Annotated in this window: 17 protein-coding genes; 11 read left to right on the top strand and 6 right to left on the bottom strand. The window is 46.7% G+C overall.

Going from position 1 to position 18,307, the window contains the following annotated elements:
• Positions 1 to 215 precede the first annotated feature (215 nt).
• Together BUB85_RS17770 and BUB85_RS17765 are read right to left on the bottom strand one after the other, a co-directional pair.
• Complete coding sequence (locus tag BUB85_RS17770; protein ID WP_073112892.1) at positions 216 to 1,700, bottom strand: tagaturonate reductase; 1,485 nt, start codon at positions 1,698 to 1,700, stop codon at positions 216 to 218.
• A gap of 170 nt (positions 1,701 to 1,870) precedes the next feature.
• Entirely contained in the window at positions 1,871 to 3,352 is a 1,482-nt protein-coding gene (locus BUB85_RS17765; RefSeq protein WP_073112891.1) for a UxaA family hydrolase, read from the bottom strand.
• A 378-nt stretch (positions 3,353 to 3,730) separates the two neighbouring features.
• On the opposite strand from BUB85_RS17765, the gene uxaC reads away from it, so the two are divergent.
• The 3 genes from uxaC (at position 3,731) to BUB85_RS17750 (ending at position 6,865) form a co-directional block, all read left to right on the top strand.
• On the top strand, positions 3,731 to 5,146 hold the full coding sequence (gene uxaC, locus BUB85_RS17760; protein WP_073112890.1) for a glucuronate isomerase: 1,416 nt from the start codon (positions 3,731 to 3,733) through the stop codon (positions 5,144 to 5,146).
• A 236-nt stretch (positions 5,147 to 5,382) separates the two neighbouring features.
• Positions 5,383 to 5,802 (top strand): HIT family protein, encoded by a 420-nt coding sequence (locus tag BUB85_RS17755; RefSeq protein ID WP_073112889.1) that lies wholly within the window; start codon positions 5,383 to 5,385, stop codon positions 5,800 to 5,802.
• Between the two features lie 58 nt (positions 5,803 to 5,860).
• Positions 5,861 to 6,865 (top strand): LacI family DNA-binding transcriptional regulator, encoded by a 1,005-nt coding sequence (locus BUB85_RS17750; RefSeq protein WP_073112888.1) that lies wholly within the window; start codon positions 5,861 to 5,863, stop codon positions 6,863 to 6,865.
• On the opposite strand, the gene BUB85_RS17745 is transcribed toward BUB85_RS17750, so the two are convergent.
• Positions 6,862 to 7,647, bottom strand: a complete 786-nt coding sequence (locus tag BUB85_RS17745; protein WP_073112887.1) for an IclR family transcriptional regulator — start codon at positions 7,645 to 7,647, stop codon at positions 6,862 to 6,864. The genes BUB85_RS17750 and BUB85_RS17745 overlap by 4 nt on opposite strands.
• A 225-nt stretch (positions 7,648 to 7,872) precedes the next feature.
• Between BUB85_RS17745 and BUB85_RS17740 the strand changes: the two genes are divergently transcribed.
• The gene (locus BUB85_RS17740) at positions 7,873 to 8,511 is read left to right on the top strand and encodes a bifunctional 4-hydroxy-2-oxoglutarate aldolase/2-dehydro-3-deoxy-phosphogluconate aldolase (protein ID WP_073112886.1); all 639 of its coding nucleotides are present in this window, start codon (positions 7,873 to 7,875) and stop codon (positions 8,509 to 8,511) included.
• Between the two features lie 151 nt (positions 8,512 to 8,662).
• On the opposite strand, the gene BUB85_RS22235 is transcribed toward BUB85_RS17740, so the two are convergent.
• Positions 8,663 to 8,788, bottom strand: a complete 126-nt coding sequence (locus BUB85_RS22235) for a hypothetical protein (protein ID WP_278319610.1) — start codon at positions 8,786 to 8,788, stop codon at positions 8,663 to 8,665.
• Positions 8,789 to 8,929: 141 nt separating this feature from the next.
• Between BUB85_RS22235 and BUB85_RS17735 the strand changes: the two genes are divergently transcribed.
• Both BUB85_RS17735 and BUB85_RS17725 read left to right on the top strand, forming a co-directional pair.
• Positions 8,930 to 9,955 (top strand): sugar kinase, encoded by a 1,026-nt coding sequence (locus BUB85_RS17735; RefSeq protein ID WP_073112885.1) that lies wholly within the window; start codon positions 8,930 to 8,932, stop codon positions 9,953 to 9,955.
• A 284-nt stretch (positions 9,956 to 10,239) separates the two neighbouring features.
• Positions 10,240 to 11,265, top strand: a complete 1,026-nt coding sequence (locus tag BUB85_RS17725) for a sugar kinase (RefSeq protein WP_073112883.1) — start codon at positions 10,240 to 10,242, stop codon at positions 11,263 to 11,265.
• Between the two features lie 13 nt (positions 11,266 to 11,278).
• Here the strand turns inward: BUB85_RS17725 and BUB85_RS17720 are convergent, their stop codons facing one another.
• Positions 11,279 to 11,959 (bottom strand): FadR/GntR family transcriptional regulator, encoded by a 681-nt coding sequence (locus BUB85_RS17720; protein ID WP_073112882.1) that lies wholly within the window; start codon positions 11,957 to 11,959, stop codon positions 11,279 to 11,281.
• Positions 11,960 to 12,444: 485 nt separating this feature from the next.
• On the opposite strand from BUB85_RS17720, the gene BUB85_RS17715 reads away from it, so the two are divergent.
• The 5 genes from BUB85_RS17715 to BUB85_RS21595 all read left to right on the top strand — a co-directional run bounded on the left by BUB85_RS17715 (position 12,445) and on the right by BUB85_RS21595 (position 17,990).
• Positions 12,445 to 13,503 carry a substrate-binding domain-containing protein gene (locus BUB85_RS17715; protein ID WP_073112881.1) on the top strand — a complete coding sequence of 353 codons (1,059 nt, stop codon included), beginning with the start codon at positions 12,445 to 12,447 and terminating at the stop codon, positions 13,501 to 13,503.
• Positions 13,504 to 13,586: 83 nt separating this feature from the next.
• Positions 13,587 to 14,291 (top strand): cyclase family protein, encoded by a 705-nt coding sequence (locus tag BUB85_RS17710; protein ID WP_073112880.1) that lies wholly within the window; start codon positions 13,587 to 13,589, stop codon positions 14,289 to 14,291.
• A gap of 32 nt (positions 14,292 to 14,323) precedes the next feature.
• A complete protein-coding gene (locus BUB85_RS17705) occupies positions 14,324 to 16,777 on the top strand; it encodes an ATP-binding cassette domain-containing protein (protein ID WP_073112879.1) in 2,454 nt (817 codons plus the stop codon).
• Positions 16,770 to 17,711 carry an ABC transporter permease gene (locus BUB85_RS17700; protein ID WP_073112878.1) on the top strand — a complete coding sequence of 314 codons (942 nt, stop codon included), beginning with the start codon at positions 16,770 to 16,772 and terminating at the stop codon, positions 17,709 to 17,711. The genes BUB85_RS17705 and BUB85_RS17700 overlap by 8 nt, the downstream gene beginning before the upstream one ends.
• Positions 17,712 to 17,834: 123 nt before the next feature.
• Positions 17,835 to 17,990 (top strand): hypothetical protein, encoded by a 156-nt coding sequence (locus tag BUB85_RS21595; protein ID WP_159434679.1) that lies wholly within the window; start codon positions 17,835 to 17,837, stop codon positions 17,988 to 17,990.
• Here the strand turns inward: BUB85_RS21595 and BUB85_RS17695 are convergent.
• Positions 17,987 to 18,307, bottom strand: a 321-nt coding sequence (locus BUB85_RS17695) for an IS66 family transposase (RefSeq protein ID WP_143160689.1), incomplete at its 5' end; no start/stop codon positions are given. The genes BUB85_RS21595 and BUB85_RS17695 overlap by 4 nt on opposite strands.

Raw genomic sequence — 18,307 nt, 5'->3', positions numbered from 1 at the left:
TTTTGCATAAAAAAGGAGCTGCGCACTAATTACTTAGTGCGACAGCCCCAAGAACCCATAAGACGCTTAGGCATCCGGCCTAAACGTCGCATGGGTTCGATGCCCGAAGCATCGCTGCTGTTTTCCATTAGGAAATGCAGGTAAACGGACAGCCGCCGACAGCCGTTCTGCCCGCACTTTTGACCGTCCCCTTAGCACATATCCTGTATAAAATATTACAGACACTCCTTCATAACTTCATACGCGCCCCTGGTCTCGATATCAGTCAGATACTTCGTGACAGCGTCCTCGAATCCGGCAATCTTAGAGAGATCTTCGCCCCAGAAAGCCTGATTTGTGCAGACAGCGTGTACCAGAGCTGATGCGTCATCTTCCTTGTGAGCATCATAAAATTCCAGAATATCACGATCATCTTTGATGGTGTACTCGTTATTTCCGCGAGTCCCCACGAGCCCCTCTTCTGTCAGTCTCTGTCCACGGTAGAATGCGATGTAGAATGCAAAGGAAGAGGTGATGCAGGCCGGAAGCGTACCGGTTTTCGCCACATAACCCTTCAGAGAAGGCATAACGCGGGCTTTCCACTTGGAGGTGGAGTTCAGCGAGATCGCGAGCAGGGCATGGTCGATGAACGGGTTCTTGAATCGTTCGGTCACGGCTGCGGCAAAACCTTCCAGCTCATCTTTGGGAAGCGTCAGAGTAGGGATGATCTCGTCATAGATGGTCTTATTCATGAATCCGTTGATAACTTCGTCGTTCATACAATCACGGACAATGTCCTGCCCTGCAAGATATGCGCCGAGCACAAAGGAAGTATGTGCGCCGTTCAGGATGCGGACCTTGCGCTGCTTATATGGCTTGTGATTGTCTGTGATCAGCACCGGAAGACCAGCCTCTTCAAATGGGAGCTCTTTCTTTAAGCTGTCCGGCCCTTCGATTACCCAGAAACCAAAGATCTCTCCGGTATCAAGGATGTTGTCCTGATATCCCAATTCCCTGCAGATGTCCTCTGCTTCGTTGCGTGGATATCCAGTTACGATCCGGTCTACCAGCGTAGAGCAGAAAATGTTTTCATTCTGGATCCATGCGATGAAATCGCCCCCTAATTCCCACTGCTGTGCATATTGAAGCACACATTTCTCCAGTTCTTTCCCGTTGTTGTCGATTAATTCGCAGGAGAGAATTACAAATCCTTTTCCGGTTTCATTTCCAAAGTTCTGAAAACGTTCATACAGGAACTGGGTCAGCTTGCCGGGATAGCTGTTTGCCGGTTTGTCTGCAAACTGGCAGGCTGGATCGTAAGCGATACCTGCTTCGGTTGTGTTGCATGCGATGAAGCGCAGGTCCGGATTCTTGGCACAGTCCAGAAGTGACTGAAAATCCTGATAAGGATTCAGACATCTGCTCACACAGGAGATGACGCGTTTGGCATTCACCTTCTGTCCATTCTCAAACCCGCGGAGGAACAAAGTGTAGAGCCCCTCCTGATCGTTGATCATGTCGGCAAGCCCGGGTGCGATTGGCTGACAGAGTACTACTTTGGAATTAAAACCAGCCTTCTCGTTCATCATATCTACAAAGTAATCCACAAATGCCCGGAGAAAATTTCCCTCGCCGAACTGAAGCACACGCTCCGGTGCATGCTCCAGCAAATATCCATCATATCCCTGTTCTTTTAGTGTTTCATAGCATAATTTTTTCATTTTATATTCTCACTTTCTGAATCTGTGGGCAGGGAACGCCTACCTCATATAATTGTTCTCACAGTTGTTCGTGTAATTGTTCTCGCAGTTGTTCGTGTAATTGTTCTCGTATCTGTTCTAGCAATTGTTCTCACAACCGGTCTTGCAATTGGTCTCACGCATCCGTTTTACTACAAAGTAACGCCCTGCTTGAAAATTGCCATATCATGAAATCCCTTTTCCTCGGCCTTCACCTGTCTGCCGGAGGCAACCTCTACGACAAAATCAAACAGCTGCTCTGCAAGTGTATCCAGCGGAGTGTCCTCTGTCATCACGCCGCAGTTGAAATCAATCCAGTTGCTCTTGTGTGCACTCAGAGCCGAGTTCGAGGCAATCTTCATTGTCGGAACGGGTGAGGCAAACGGTGTCCCGCGGCCGGTGGTGAAAAGAACAATGTGCGCACCGGATGCCGCCAGTGCAGTAGAAGCGACCAGGTCATTGCCCGGGGCACTTAAGAGATTCAGCCCCTTTGTGCATACCGGTTCGCCGTATGCGAGTACGCCGTTCACTGCAGCACTGCCGGACTTCTGCGTACATCCCAGAGATTTGTCCTCCAAAGTGGAAATACCGCCCTTTTTGTTGCCGGGGGAAGGGTTCTCGTAGATGGCCTGGTTATGACTTGTGAAATAATTCTTGAAATCGTTGATCAGATCAACAGTCTTGTCGAACAAGGCTTCATCCGCGCAGCGGTTCATCAGGATGGTCTCGGCACCGAACATCTCCGGCACCTCGGTCAGGATGGTGGTTCCGCCTTTGGAAATCAGCAGGTCGGAAAATGCACCGACGGTCGGATTGGCGGTGATACCGGATAAGCCATCGGAGCCGCCGCATTTCATACCGATGATCAGTTCGCTGCAGCTGACAGGCTCGCGCTGGAAGGAACCGACGTATTCAGCCAGCTCTTTGATGAGATCCAGCGCATCGGCAATTTCGTCTTCCGATTCCTGGGCTACCAGAAATTTCACACGCTTTTCATCGTAATCACCGATGAATTTCTTCAGCTCATCAATGTTGCTGTTCTCACAGCCAAGTCCGAGAACCAGAACTCCGCCGGCATTGGGATGGTTTACAAGATCGGCGAGGATCCGGCGGGTGTTGTCCTGGTCGTCGCCCATCTGGGAACAACCATATGGATGTGGGAAGGCGAGAATCTCCTCGACGGTTCCCTTTTTGAATTTCTGTGCCTGCCGTTCGATTGCGGTTGCTACATTATTTACACACCCTACGGTAGGGATAATCCAGATTTCGTTGCGGACACCGACTTTGCCGTTTTCTCTCCGGTAGCCCTGAAAAAAGCGTTCCCCGGTCGGAGTGAGCGTGGTGTCTTCTTTCTTATAAGTGTAGGTCAGAAGATCGCCCAGACCTGTTTTGATATTATGTACATGAATCCATGTGCCGGGAGTAATGTCTTCCTTTGCAATTCCGATCGGATTCCCGTATTTTATAATCCTGCATCCCTTTGTAATGGATGTAAGTGCGAATTTGTGTCCCTGCGGAATGTCCTCAAGCAGTGTGATCACAGTACCGTCCACGTCAACAGCACGGCCGGACGAGAGTGGTGTGAGGGCCACCGCAACGTTATCGCCTGAATGTATTTTTATAAAGTCCTGCATTGGTATTCCTTTCTTTATAAAAAGATCGTTACATGATTTACTGGTTACTCATACATAGAGAATGTAAGTGCTTACATTCAAGATACATCAATTGTAGATTGACGTCAAGAAAATCAAAAAGAATAATATGGATTCAGCGAAATGCACAAGAGATAGAACAGAAAATTTGGTAAATTATTTTTGAAAAACTACTTGATTATTTTGCGGGATATAGTACAATGTAATGAATATGTAAGTGCTTACATATTGAACGGTCAACAGGGATTTCAGGAAAAGCAGCGAAGCAGCTGGAGGTTCACGAGTAAGCGGCAAAGTGGATCGCGAGTGTCCGATTTAGATGTAATTTCAGATAGAAAAGCAATCAGGAGGAAAAATCAGATGAAAAAATTTATGGGAAAAGACTTTTTGTTAACTACAGAGACTGCACAGAAACTGTATCATGATTATGCGGAGAAGATGCCGATTTTAGATTATCATTGCCATATTAATCCGCAGGAGATATATGAGGATAGAAAATTTGAGAATATTACTCAGGTATGGCTTGGGGGCGACCATTATAAATGGCGTCAGATGCGTTCCAACGGAATTGATGAAAGATATATTACCGGAGATGCGACCGACAGAGAGAAGTTTCAGAAATGGGCGGAGACTCTGGAAAAGGCAATTGGGAATCCATTGTACCATTGGAGCCATCTGGAGTTAAAACGATATTTTGGATACGATGGATATCTGAACGGGGATACGGCAGAAGAGGTGTGGAATATCTGCAATGCGAAGCTGCAGGAAGACTCCATGTCCGTCCGCAATATCATCAGACAGTCCAATGTGACATTGATCTGCACTACGGATGATCCGGCAGATTCTCTGGAGTGGCACAAAAAGCTTGCAGCGGATGACAGTTTTGACGTGCAGGTACTTCCGGCATGGCGTCCGGACAAGGCGATGAACCTGGAAAAATCGGACTATACAGAATATCTGCAGACTCTCAGCGATGTGAGTGGTGTGAAAACTGACAGCTTTGCGTCCCTGTTAGAAGCACTGCGGGTGAGAATGGATTTTTTTGCATCCTGTGGCTGCAGTGTATCCGATCACGCACTGGAATATGTGATGTATGCGCCTGCTTCAGCGGAAGAGGTGGAGACTATTTTTGCGAAACGCGTGGCAGGCGGATCAATTTCCCGTGAAGAGGAGCTGAAATTCAAGACTGCTTTTATGATTGCAGTCGGAAAAGAATACCACAAAAGAAACTGGGTAATGCAGTTACATTACGGATGTAAGAGAGACAACAACTCCTTCCGTTATGGTCAGCTGGGACCGGACACAGGTTATGACTGCATCAACAATTATGCACCGTCCTCAGAGATGGCAGATTTTCTGAATGCGATGATCACGAATGATGAGCTCCCGAAGACGATCCTGTATTCACTGAATCCGAATGACAATGCCTCTATTGGCACGATTCTCGGTTGTTTTCAGGATCCTTCGGCGATCGGCAAGATTCAGCAGGGAAGTGCATGGTGGTTTAACGATCACAAGACAGGTATGACAGAGCAGATGATTTCGCTGGCGAACCTGGGACTGCTTGGAAACTTTATCGGAATGCTGACGGATTCCAGGAGCTTTCTGTCTTACACACGCCACGAGTATTTTAGAAGAATCATGTGTGAACTGATCGGCGGATGGGTTGAAAACGGAGAGTACCCGGCGGATTACAAGGCACTCAGTGAGATTGTGAGAGGCATTTCCTATAACAATGCAGTCCGTTACTTTGGATTTGGTCTTGAGACAAAATAAACAGTAAATGTCTGAAAGTGTGCAGGAAGAATCTGGCTGCGCCAATGCTAGTACAGCGTCTTCGAAATAACTAGACCGAAGTACTTGCCTATTTTCCCGATTGCACCAGTCAAAAAGCCTCAGCGTAGCCCACTACGCCTGCGTTTTTTGGCTGTCACTCTCGAAAATCTATCCTGCGCTTTCTGTGCAGTTATTTAGTTTACGATGTACTAGTGAGTAAAAAAAGGAGAGATACGATGAAAGATACAAGTTGTGCATATTGCATGGAGGGCGACCTTGTCGCAAAATTTGGAATTAAAATCTGTGACATGAAAGTCTCAAAGTTATATTTGTTCAAAGAACAGAGTCATCCGGGGCGTGTGATCGTTGCGTATAAAGACCATGTGAGTGAAATCACGGAGCTGTCAGAGGAAGAGCGAAATACATTTTTGGCAGATGTGAATACTGCAGCAAATGCGATTCACAAAGCGTTTGCACCGCAGAAACTCAATTATGGTGCTTATGGAGATACGGGACATCATCTTCATTTTCACCTGGTACCGAAATATACGGATGCGTTCGAATGGGGTGGAACGTTCGCCATGAATCCGGACAAAAAATACTTGTCGGACGAGGAATATAATAGTATGATTGAAAAGATAAAAGCTGCGCTGTAATAGCAGGGCGGATCCGGAATATTTGTGTTACGACAGATGATAAAAGAGGTGGGACGACATGAACATATATGATGTGGCAAAATTAGCGGGTGTGTCGATCGCGACGGTCTCGCGGGTAGTGAACGACAGCCCACGGGTCAGTGAGAAGACAAAGCGGAGGGTTCTTGCAATCATAGAAGAATCGGATTATACACCGAATGTGTTTGCCAGAGGACTGGGACTGGATTCCATGAAGACAATCGGAATTATGTGCCCGGATATCTCGGACGAATATATGGCTCATGCCGTGTCTCATCTGGAACATCGGCTGCGCGCGTACGAGTATGACTGCATTCTGTACTGTAGCGGGTATGAGCAGAAGAACAAGGAAAAGTCTGTCAATCTCCTGTTGGCGAAGCGAATCGACGCATTGGTTCTGGTCGGTTCAATCTACGCGGGGGACGGGGACGATGAGAGCGAGACAGAATATATAAGAAATGCAGCGAAGCAAATTCCGGTGTTCATGATTAACGGAAAAATTCCGGGAGATAATATTTACTGCGGGTATTGCGATGATAAGCAGGTAACGTATGAGGTGACGACAGAATTGATTCGAACGGGACGAAAAAGGATTCTGTTTTTGAGTGATTCGTATTCTTACAGCGCAAACCAGAAGCTGGAAGGGTATGAGGAGGCACTCCGTGATGCCGCATATCCGGTGCTTGGAGACCTGAAGCTCTATACCAAAAACGACATTCATTATGTGAGGGATATGCTGCTGGCCAGAAAGGATCTGGACTTTGACAGTGTTGTTGCTACGGATGACGGTCTTGCCGTCGGTGCGCTGAAGTATGCGGCTGCCCGAAAAATAACCGTTCCGCAGGATATGTGTGTTGTGGGATATAATGATTCTGCGCTGTCCGTCAGCTGTGAGCCGGAGCTCACAAGCGTGGACAACCAGGTAGAGAAAATATGTAACAATATTGTAGATGATATGATTAAGATTCTTCAGGGAAGTGAGGATTTTGAAAAAGAACACTCCGTTCCTGGAAAAATAATCAAGCGCTGTACAACAGATTTTTAGTTCCATTCAGCTTCTAATTTAGATTTTGTATCCAATACGCTTTTAGCAAGCTCCGTGATACGCTCGTCGGTCATACGACCGGCCGGCGCGGAGATGCTGAAGGCGTATTTTGGTTTGCCCTTATAATCCCTGATGCATGCGGCGATACAGCGGACACCGAGTTCGTTCTCTTCGTCATCCAGCGCGTAGCCTCTGGTGCGGCACTCCTCCAATTTGAGAAGAAACTGGGCGTAATCTGTGATGGTATCGGGCGTGAGCTGCTTGATGGTACTCTCGTTCCAGATCCTCTGTACATCAGATTCACCCATGGATGCAAGAAGTGCTTTGCCGACACCGGAACAGTACAGCGGGATACTCTTTCCGACCTTGGATACCAGGCGGACAGAATTGTTGTAGGATTCCACTTTGTCGATATAGATGGCATTTATACCGTCGATCTGGACGAGATGGACAGTCTCACCGGTCTGTTTTACCAGATCCTTCAGGTGTGGGCGGGCGATGTCCACAATGTCGAGTTGGGACAGCATCTGGTTGGCGATTTCCCAGATCTTGAAAGAAAGGCTGTACTTCGTGGTTGCGGCATCCTGCTTGACATAACCCATGTAGATCAGAGAATTTAGAATGCGGTGGACAGTGCTCTTATTTAAGGAAAGGGAGTTGCTCAGGTCCATGAGTCCCATGGGACCGCCAAACGATAATTCTTCGATGACCGCAAAAATTCGGTCGGCGACCTGAATCGGATTCTTGTCGGTGACATCACTGGTATTAGTTAAATTTGCCATAAAACTGACCTCCTGATTGGTACTTCTGCATAGAAGTAAACTTTGTGTGGAAAAATATGTTGACAATCAAAATCATTTGGGTATAATAAAAACATAAGGTTCGTATTGTGAAACACAGTTCCACATTATGAAACTAATGGAAATCAATATCCCTTATAAAACAAAATCAATACTATTTCAAAATGAAAACAAAGTCAATACCATTTCAAAGAAAAGGAGAACAATATGAACGATGTATTAAAGAAATTTGGCGAGATTGGAATTATCCCAGTTGTAGTTCTGAATGATGCGAAAGATGCAGAGCCCCTCGGAAAGGCACTGATCGATGGCGGACTTCCGTGTGCGGAGGTTACATTCCGTACAGAGGCTGCGGAGGAATCTATCCGTATCATGGCTGAGAAATTCCCGGAACTGTTGGTGGGAGCCGGAACGGTGCTCACTACAGAGCAGGTTGACCGCGCAGTGAATGCGGGTGCCAAATTCATCGTCAGCCCGGGCCTCAACCTGAAGATTGTTCAGTATTGTTTGGATAAAGACATTCCGGTCTGCCCGGGTGTTGTGACACCGGGAGAGATCGAGAAAGCACTGGAGCTTGGACTTGACGTTGTGAAGTTCTTCCCGGCAGAGCCTTCAGGCGGTCTCAACATGATCAAAGCGATGGGAGCTGCTTATACAAAATTAAAATTCATGCCTACAGGCGGAATCAACGCGGTAAATGTAGTTGATTATCTGAAGTGCGATAAGATTCTTGCATGCGGTGGGAGCTGGATGGTAAAGGGTGACATGATCGCAGCGGGAGATTTTGACAAGATCAAAGAGATGTGTCTGCAAGCGGCAGAGATCGTGAAAAGCACAAGAGCATAAAAGCACAAGAGCATAAAAGCACAAGAGCATAAAAGCACAAGAGCATAAAAGCACAAGAGCATAAAAGCACAAGAGCATAAAGCTACAAGAGCATAATAACAGCTGATATAAGCTGGAGGTGAGAGAACTCTCACAAAAACCCATAAAAGGGTCAACAAAAAGGAACAACAAAAAAGCCAGCAAAAGGGTCAGCAAAAAAGACCAATAAAAAAGGCCGGCAAAAAGGCTGACAAAAAAAGATAATGAGCACAGAACGAAGTGGATTGTCAATATCCATGAAGATTTCCCTCCCATAGAAACAGGTTATTATCAATCCGTTTCGCTCTGTGCTCATGATACCTGCTACGGGGGCGGTTCTGGATTCAGGGCGGCTGCAGAACATTTGATGAAAATTAAGAGAATTAAAAGGAGAATAAAAATGGCTAAAAAAGTAATTACATTTGGAGAAATCATGTTAAGACTTGCACCGGAAGGATATTACAGATTCGTACAGGCTGAGACATTTGGCGCAACCTACGGCGGTGGAGAGGCAAACGTGGCAGTATCACTCGCGAACTATGGCTTCGATGCAAAATTTGTTACAAAGCTTCCGGCACACGAGATTGGGCAGGCGGCAGTTAACTCACTGAGAAAATACGGTGTTGACACTTCTTATATCGCTCGCGGCGGAGACAGAGTCGGAATCTATTTCCTTGAAAAAGGTGCTTCTCAAAGACCTTCCAAGGTAATCTATGACAGAGCCGGATCTTCTATTTATACAGCTTCTTCCTCAGACTTCGACTGGAAAGAAATCTTTGACGGAGCAGAGTGGTTCCACTTTACAGGCATCACACCTGCACTGAATGACGATGTTGCAGCAATCTGCCTGGAGGCATGTAAGGCAGCAAAAGAAGCAGGCGTTATGGTTTCCTGTGACTTAAACTACAGAAACAAATTATGGTCAAAAGAAAAAGCCGGCCAGGTAATGGGCGAGCTGTGCAAGTATGTTGATGTCTGTATCGCAAACGAAGAGGATGCATCTGATGTATTCGGAATCAAGGCAGCTGATACAGATGTTACAACAGGAACTGTTAACCATGAGGGTTACAAGGACGTTGCAAAACAGCTTGCAGACAGATTTGGATTCAAGAAGGTTGCCATCACACTGAGAGAATCACTTTCTGCAAATGACAACAACTGGTCAGCCATGCTCTACGATGGTTCTGACTATTTCTTCAGTAAAAAATATAAAATGCATATCGTTGACCGTGTAGGCGGCGGCGACAGCTTTGGCGGTGGATTGATCTGCGCTTCACTGAACGGATACGATTCACAGGCAACAATCGAATTTGCAGTGGCTGCTTCCTGCCTGAAGCACTCTGTGGAAGGAGATTTCAACATGGTATCAATGGATGAGGTCGCTAAACTCGCCGGTGGTGATGCTTCAGGACGTGTCCAGAGATAATATATAACCCCCCTTACTGCCATTAGGGAAATGAAAAGATAAGAGCGCTGTGTAATTGGATACAGGCGCTCTTGTTGCATCATCCCATCGGCAGTGCAGCGGATTCTGCATGTCCGCTTTATCAGGGAAAAGGAATACAGCAGGCCGAAAGTGTCTGCGAGCAGGGAAATATAACGTGGTGGACAAAAAGTGTCTGCCGACAGGGAAATATAACGCGGCGGGCGAAATGCGCCTGCGTTTGGATCAGAAACCCCGGAGGATCGGTTTTGGTAAAGGAGAAAAGTATGGAGATGAAAGAATTTGATTTGTTGGCATTAGGCGAGATTTTGCTGCGTCTGTCCCCACCAAACAATGAGCGAATCGTGCGTGGCGACACATTTGAAAAACAGGTGGGTGGAGCAGAATTGAATGTGGTATCCGGTGTTTCGCTGCTGGGACTGCGAACGGGAATCATCTCCAAGATCCCGGCCAATAATATTGGGATTTTTGCGAAAAACAAAGTGAGGTTCGGCGGTGTCAGCGATGATTATCTCGCGTATGACAGCGAGAAGGATGCAAGACTGGGCATATATTATTATGAGAACGGAGCGTTCCCGAGAAAGCCCGGAGTGGTATATGACCGGATGCATACGTCTGTGAACAAAATTTCTGTGGAAGATTTCCCGGAGAGTCTTTTCTCGTCCACAAAATGTTTTCATACCTCCGGAATCACACTGGCGCTCAGTGAACAGTGCAGAAAGACCGGAATTGAGATGATTAAGAGGTTTAAGGAACAGGGGGCGATCATTTCCTTTGATGTAAACTTCCGCCTGAACCTGTGGTCAGGAGACGAGGCGAGAGCCTGCATCGAACAGATCCTTCCCTATGTGGACATCTTTTTCTGTTCGGAAGATACAGCTCGTCTGACCTTCGATAAAGAAGGGGATGTCAAGGATATCATGAAGAGCTTCACGCAGGATTATCCAATCTCCATTGTGGCGTCGACACAGAGAACTGTACATAGCCCGAAGGTGCACAGTTTTACATCTGTGATTTATGAAAAAGAAACGGATACATTTTATGAAGAACCTTCCTATAAAAATATAGAAGTGGTGGACCGGATCGGGAGCGGCGACGCATATGTGTCCGGTGCACTTTATGGACTGCTCTCGGAGAATGGCAGCTGCGGGAAAGCGATCCGCTATGGCAACGCCAGCAGTGCGGTGAAAAATACAATCCCGGGGGATATGCCGTCTTTGAACCTGAATGAGATCAATGCGATCATATGTGATCACAATAATACAGGATATCAGAGCGAGATGAACCGCTAGAGGCAGAGTGTGCTTAAGGACGGTCGAGTTCCGCAAGCAGCTCGGTAATGGTCTTGTCTAAATGCTCGTGCATTAATGCACGGGCTTTTTTGGCGTCCCCGGATCGGATGAGACTTAAGAGCTGAGTGTGATAGTAGATGCCGTTGTATGTCCCGATTGTCTTCCCGAGCTGTTGAAAGGAAGAGGGGTTTTTGAGGAAAATATCAGACAGTGTGGACAGAGCATAAGGATTCCCTGTAGCCCGGGCAATTTCGATATGAAAAAGTGCATCGTAGCGAACCATCTGTTCGGAATTATCTTTGTTAGCAACCATATTCCCGAGACAGTCTGTCAGGCTGTCAATAAATTGTGGCGTGCTCCGCTGGGTGGCGTAGTAACACAATTCCGGTTCCAGCATCTTGCGGAACTCCAACAGCGGAACCGTGAATGCGATAAAAGCATTGGTGCCGCCTCCGAGACCGAATACAGACAAGTCATCGGAACGCACAAAAGTACCTTTTCCGTGGATGCTTTCTAAAACCCCAAGCGAAGTAAACTGCTCCAGAGCATTTCGCACGCTGGAACGGCCGACGTGCAGCTGCGAGCATATCTCGTGCTCAGATGGAATCTGTGAACCGACAGGCCATGTGCCTGATTGAATCCCTTTCTTAAGAAATTGAAGTACCTGGTTCATAGAATTGATTTTTTCTGGCATGAATATTTTCCCTTTCTGAGTCCCTCGGAATCACCAATGACATCTTTGGAGGAAAGGCACTCAATTGTTTTACTAGAATCGTTAAGTCGTGAATTGATAATTGGTGTAAATCTGTATTATTAAGTATACAAAATATTTTGAAAAAGACAAGCAACGAAATGAATTATTTTTGGATTTGTCGGACAAGTTGTATTGTCATTTTTAACATGTTTCATTTCTAAAACAAGTATTAATTGACGAAAATGTTAAAAATACCGAAAAATGATTGACTTAATTGTTTAAAATTGCCATAATAAGCACATAGACATGTCGGACAAGTGGTAACAAAGAAGTGGTCACTTATTTGAAAAAAACAATAAGTCAGAGAGATCAGGTAAAGAGAAAATGCATAAATTGCATGAAAAAGTGCCTGACTTCATCAATGATGAAAGCTGATGGGGTAAAAGGTTCAACAAGTAAATGAAAGCAGTAATAGGAGGAGAAAAATGAAAAAGAAAGTTATTGCAGCATTGATGTGTGCAGTACTGGTTCTGGGAATGACAGCCTGTGGAAGTTCTTCTGGTTCTTCAGAGGGATCCAGTGCAAAGAAAGAATCTAGTGGAGATGGTTACAAGATTGGTTTTACAGACAATTATAATGGCAATAGTTATCATCAGTCAATGGAGAAGCACATGCAGAAAGTTACAGATGAGCTGAAAAAGTCCGGTGACATCAGCGAGCTTACGATTGCTGAGGCGAATCAGGACGCGGCAACACAGATCTCACAGATCGAAGACTTCGTGATGCAGGGATATGATCTGATTGTACTAGATCCATGTTCTACCAGTTCATTGAACAGTGCGGTGCAGGAAGCCTGTGATGCAGGGATCCCAGTGCTGGTCATCAATGACGGACCAATCGATTATGAGAATGACCTTGTATATCAGTTGAGTTTCGATTTTACAGAGTTGGCATATACATTGACAAAGGAAGTATGTGATCAGATTGGCGGAAATGGAAACATTATTGAACTGCGAGGTACAGCAGGAACAACATGCGATACACAGATGCACGATGGTGTTTTGAAAGCATTAAAAGAATATCCAGATGTGAAGATTGTATCTGAGATCTACACAGACTGGACAGGATCAAAAGCGCAGAGCGAACTGAACAGCGTTCTTCCTACATTAGACAAGGTTGACGGGCTGGTCACACAGGGCGGAGACGCATATGCAGCCGTTCAGGCGTTTAAATCAGCGGGGTATACGGAATTGCCGGCCATCGCAGGTGACAACAGAGGATCCTTCTTGAGTTGGTGGGCGAAAGATGCACCGGAGGGATATAAGACGATTTCAGGAGCAAGCAATCCCTGGTGTGCTGGTATGGCAATGTACATTGCAGTTGATATCCTGAATGGAGAAGATGTTGCAAATAACATGGACTGTCCGTTTGGTTATGTAAAGGCAGATGACGTTGCTGAGTATGCTGACATGGGAGAGGACGAAGTGGCAAGTATTTCGTACGATTGGGATACAATCAAATCTGACATTGAACCAGGAAAATAAAACGAGCAGAGTAAATTGCTCCTTGGGGGGATGTGAAGAAGCAGCTCTCGGGCTGCTTCTTTTTGTGAAAGGAAGAGTACAGGATGAATGGAATAAAAATAATGGAAGATTTTCTGCAGAGTACAAGAGCGATTGACCTGACGCTGACTTTGGAGGAGGGGATGCCGAAGTGGCCAACACAGCCTCCGTTTTCCGCGGTAACGTATGAGGCATTGGAATGGGGGTTTGATTCCTACCACCGGGGAATCAGCATGTGTGAGCATACGGGAACCCACATCGACGCAGCCTGCCATTTTGTGGCCGGAACGGACAGCATTGAGAAGCTGCCGCTGACCCAGATCATGGGGCGCGGCGTGAAGATTGATGCAGTCGGAACGGGGCCGAGGGCGTCTCTGGGGCTTGACAAAGTGCTGGAGTTTGAAAAGCAGTATGGAGAAATCAAAGAGGGCGATATCGTATTTTTTCATTTTGGATGGGATTACAAGTATGCACTGAAGCCGGACGGACAGGAGTTCTTAAAGGACTGGCCGGGAATTGCACCGGAGGTCGGCGAGTATCTGCGGGGCAAAAAGGTGAAGGCGGTGGGCTGCGATGCACTTGCACTGGATGCGGATGGAACAGATTTTCAAAATCATGTAATTCTGCTTGGAAATAAGATCAATATCATAGAAAATGTGGCAAACCTCAGTAAACTGCCACCATTCTTCAGCTGTGTGGGACTTCCCCTGAAGGTTAAGAATGGATCGGGAGCACCATTGCGCTTGGTTGCATTTGTAGATAAAAAATAGGTATCACATGTAAAAGAAAGGACGGGCAGGAGTTGGAACATAAGGAAAATCAACAATCTTATCTGCAATTAAAATCCATCGACAAATTCTTCGGAATCACGAAGGCACTGCAGGGTGTCAATCTGGATATCTATGGCGGAGAAGTCATCGGTCTGATCGGACCCAACGGTGCAGGCAAGTCAACATTAATGAAAATCCTGACGGGTGTACTGCAGCCGACAAATGGCGTGCTGGCAATTGAGGGGAAGGACGCGGAGCATTACAATGCACGTACTGCGAAGGAGATCGGAATTGCCTGTGCTTATCAGGATCTGTCTCTGTGTACAAATCTCAGTGTATATGAGAACTTTGCACTGCTCAACGTAAGCCACGGTCTGGTGGAAAAGCCGGGCTGGAGAAAAGCGGCAAAGAAGCATGCGACAGAATTGCTGGAGCAGTATTTTCCGGGGAGTGGAATCGATGTCAGCAGGACGGTCGACAAGCTGAGTCTGGCAGACCAGCAGATCGTGGAGATCTGTAAGACACTGATGACCGATAACCTGAAGATCCTGATTTTGGACGAGCCTACCAGTGCCTTGTCATCGGACAAAGCACATCAGCTTCATGAGGTCGTTGCAAAGCTGAGTAAAAAGGGTGTGGCGGTCATCTATATCTCCCATAAGCTGGATGAGATCGGAATCGTCGCAGACCGGATCGCGGTGCTGAGAAACGGTCAGAATCACGGAGAGATAAGTGCATCTGCGGTAGATCAGGATGGCCTGGTAGAAATGATGGGCGGCGGCAAGAAAAAACAGGCTGCAAGACAGGAGAGCGGCAAAGCGTCAGAGGAGATCATGGTCGAGACCAAGAACCTGACCTCCAAGGAGTTGGATTGTGTTGATCTGGTGGTAAAAAAAGGCGAGATTCTTGGTATCTCAGGTCTGGCCGGCTCCGGTCAGCAGGAACTGCTGCAGGCAATCTACAGTGCCCGGAAACATATCGGTGTCATGGGCCGGAATGGCGTGCGGGTCAACAGCACAATCTCGTATGTGTCAGGTGACCGTACAAAAGAGGGTGTGTTCCCGCTGTGGGATATCAGAAACAATATTCTGGCGGCGAATTTTGACCGTGTCAGGGGCAAAGTGCTGCTGGACAGAAAGAAATGTGACGAGTCGGCCAACTACTGGTATGACAAACTGAAATTTCGTGCCGAGGGAATCGGCAGCAATATCATGTCACTGTCCGGTGGTAATCAGCAGAAAGCACTGATTGCAAGAGGAATCGCATCAGAGGCGGATATCATCATCCTGAATGACCCGACAGCCGGAGTAGATATCGGAACAAAGCAGGATATCTATGCACTGCTGGAGGAAGTGAAGCAGATGGGAAAATCCGTCATCCTGTATTCTACGGAGGATGCAGAAATCGAGATCTGTGATCGTGCATACATCATGCATGAGGGCGCAATTACAGCGGAGCTCACCGGGGCGGACATCACCGTGTCCAACATTGTGACAGCATCCTTTAAGAAAGTAGAGAAGAAAAAGGCGGAGGACAAAAAGAAGAGCATCATCAGCCAGATGGTTTCTTCGCGTCTCATGCTTCCGATTCTTACCCTGCTCGTAATCTTTATCGCAAATGCAGTCAATAACCCAAACATGCTCTCCTACGTAGGACTTCGTATGAAAATCAGTTCCACCCTGCCGCTGATCTTTGCAGCACTGGGCCAGATGTTTATCATCCTGTCCGGAGACTGTGATATGGGAAACGGATATTCCATCGGACTGGTCAATGTCCTGGTAGGTATCCTGCTGACAGGAAATCCGCTCGTCGGACTTGGTGGACTTGTGATTTTTATTGCAGCATACATGGGCATGGCGGCACTGATTCATCTGCGCAACATTCCGGCGATCGTTGTGACGTTGGGCGCACAGTTTGTGTGGTACGGCATTGCGCTGATCCTATGTCCGACGCCGGGGGGCAGTTGTCCGCAGTGGCTGTCTGACTTCCTGAGAATCCGGACACCAGTCATTCCGTTTCCGATTATCCTTGCAGCTGTGGCGGGAACTGCATGCTGGTATTTGTTGGCGAGAAGCCGTTATGGAATGGTCATGAGAGGAATCGGAAACAATCCGACCTCTGTGGAGCGTTCCGGATGGAGTTACCTTCGGGCCAAAGCAGCCAACTATGGTATGGCGGGTCTCATGATCGTATTTGCCGGTATGGCATATACATCAACCTGTAATGGCGCGGATGCAAACAGCTCGGTAAACTTCTGTATGATGTCTATCGCGACCGTGATCTTAGGCGGATGTGAGATGGCAGGCGGAGTTGGAGAGCCGATTGGAGTCGTTGTGGCGGCAATCGCCATGAACCTGATCAACTCCCTGCTGACTGCAATGAAGGTAGATTCCAATTATCAGACGGCCATCATCGGTCTGATCCTGATTGCGGTGTTGGCTTTCAAATTCCTGATTCATAGAAAGGGGACTGCAAAGAATGAATAAGATAAAGGAAATCACGCAGAAAAATGCGTTTATCTGGCCGATTCTTGGCTGCATCGTGCTCTATATTGCAATCACGATCGTTACAGGCAGTTTCAGTCTGGCAGTCATTTCATCCTGTGCGAAGCTCTGTGTATTCGCCATGCTTCTGGCATTGGGGCAGATGATTGTGGTAACCAGTGGTGACGGAGCAATCGATCTGTCCCAGAAATATATCCTGACACTGACCGCTTACGTTTCCTGTACAGTGATGGAGAAAAACATCGTGCTCGGCCTGATCGCGGCAATCGCAGTCGGTGTCGTGTGCGGACTGATCAGTTCCGTGATCAATGTGTACCTGAGAGTACCGGCTATGATCACGACTCTGGCAACCGGATATCTGTTTTACACGGTCATTCTGCTGGTATCCTCCAGGGGCTCCAGTATTCCGGCAGGGGGATTTGTCAAGTTCGTCAATGCCAGCGTGCTGGGAATCAATATGATGACGCTGCTCTGCATTCTTGTGGCAGTGCTGCTCTGGTTTGTGCTTTACAGGACCAAGTATGGACACCAGCTTCATGCCGTTGGACAGAAGAGAGAGGCGGCGAGACTTGTCGGTATCAATGTGAATAAAATCGTTATTGTAGCCTTTGTAATTGATGGTATACTTTGCGGACTGGCTGGAGCACTCTGCGGTGCATACTGTGGCGGTGCAAATCAGGATCTTGGCACGACGTATTTTCTCCCCTCAATAGCGGCAGCTTTTGTGGGTGGAACGAACGCGGCAGGCGGAAAGTCGAGTGTAGTCGGCGTCAGCATCGGAGCACTGATGATGACATTTATGTCCACATTCCTGAATGCTGCGAAACTGGATATCGGTGTACAGCGTCTGATTCAGGGAGTATTTCTTGTATTCCTGCTGGTGGTAGCCGTATCAGATGCAGGAAAGAAGAAATAGAGATAAGCTGTGGAACAGGATGCATCAGAATGTTTGTAAAATAAAAAAGTTTGCAAGTAATTTCGAAGTTGAATAATTGAAACAACTTGTCGGACATGTTATAATTCCTTATAAGATAGGTTTGTGGATAACGATAAATCAGGGATACCGGTGAAGACGGTTCTACCCGGATTGTTTGAAAATATGGAAAGGGCTTATATGACGGTCAGACAGGGAATTACGCAAAAAGTAGTAGAGTATTTTATTAAAGAAATTGGTAACTGTTCAGAACTCCATTAGTTAAAGATGATATCGGAATTCCCTAAAAGGGCTTCTCTGATTGCTGTAAAAGCATTTATTCCATGCTTATGAGCAGTCCCAATATAGCTCATGATTGTAAGATATTCCTGTGCGCCTTCCTCACTGCGAAAACATCCTGAGACCTTGGTTTTAACCTTAATCATGCGCAAATCACGTTCCGCAAGGTTATTATCAAACGGAACACAGAGATTCTTTATAAATAAGCAGACTGATGCCTTGTAATTCACAAGTCTGTCAATTAGATTTAGTACCTTGGTCTTTTTCTTTCGACCACGCTTTTTGGTTGTGACTTCTGG

This window comes from Hespellia stercorisuis DSM 15480 (assembly GCF_900142165.1).
Lineage (GTDB): Bacteria > Bacillota > Clostridia > Lachnospirales > Lachnospiraceae > Hespellia > Hespellia stercorisuis.
Note: the sequence above shows the minus strand (reverse complement) of the source record. Positions and strands in the feature narration are given on the sequence as shown.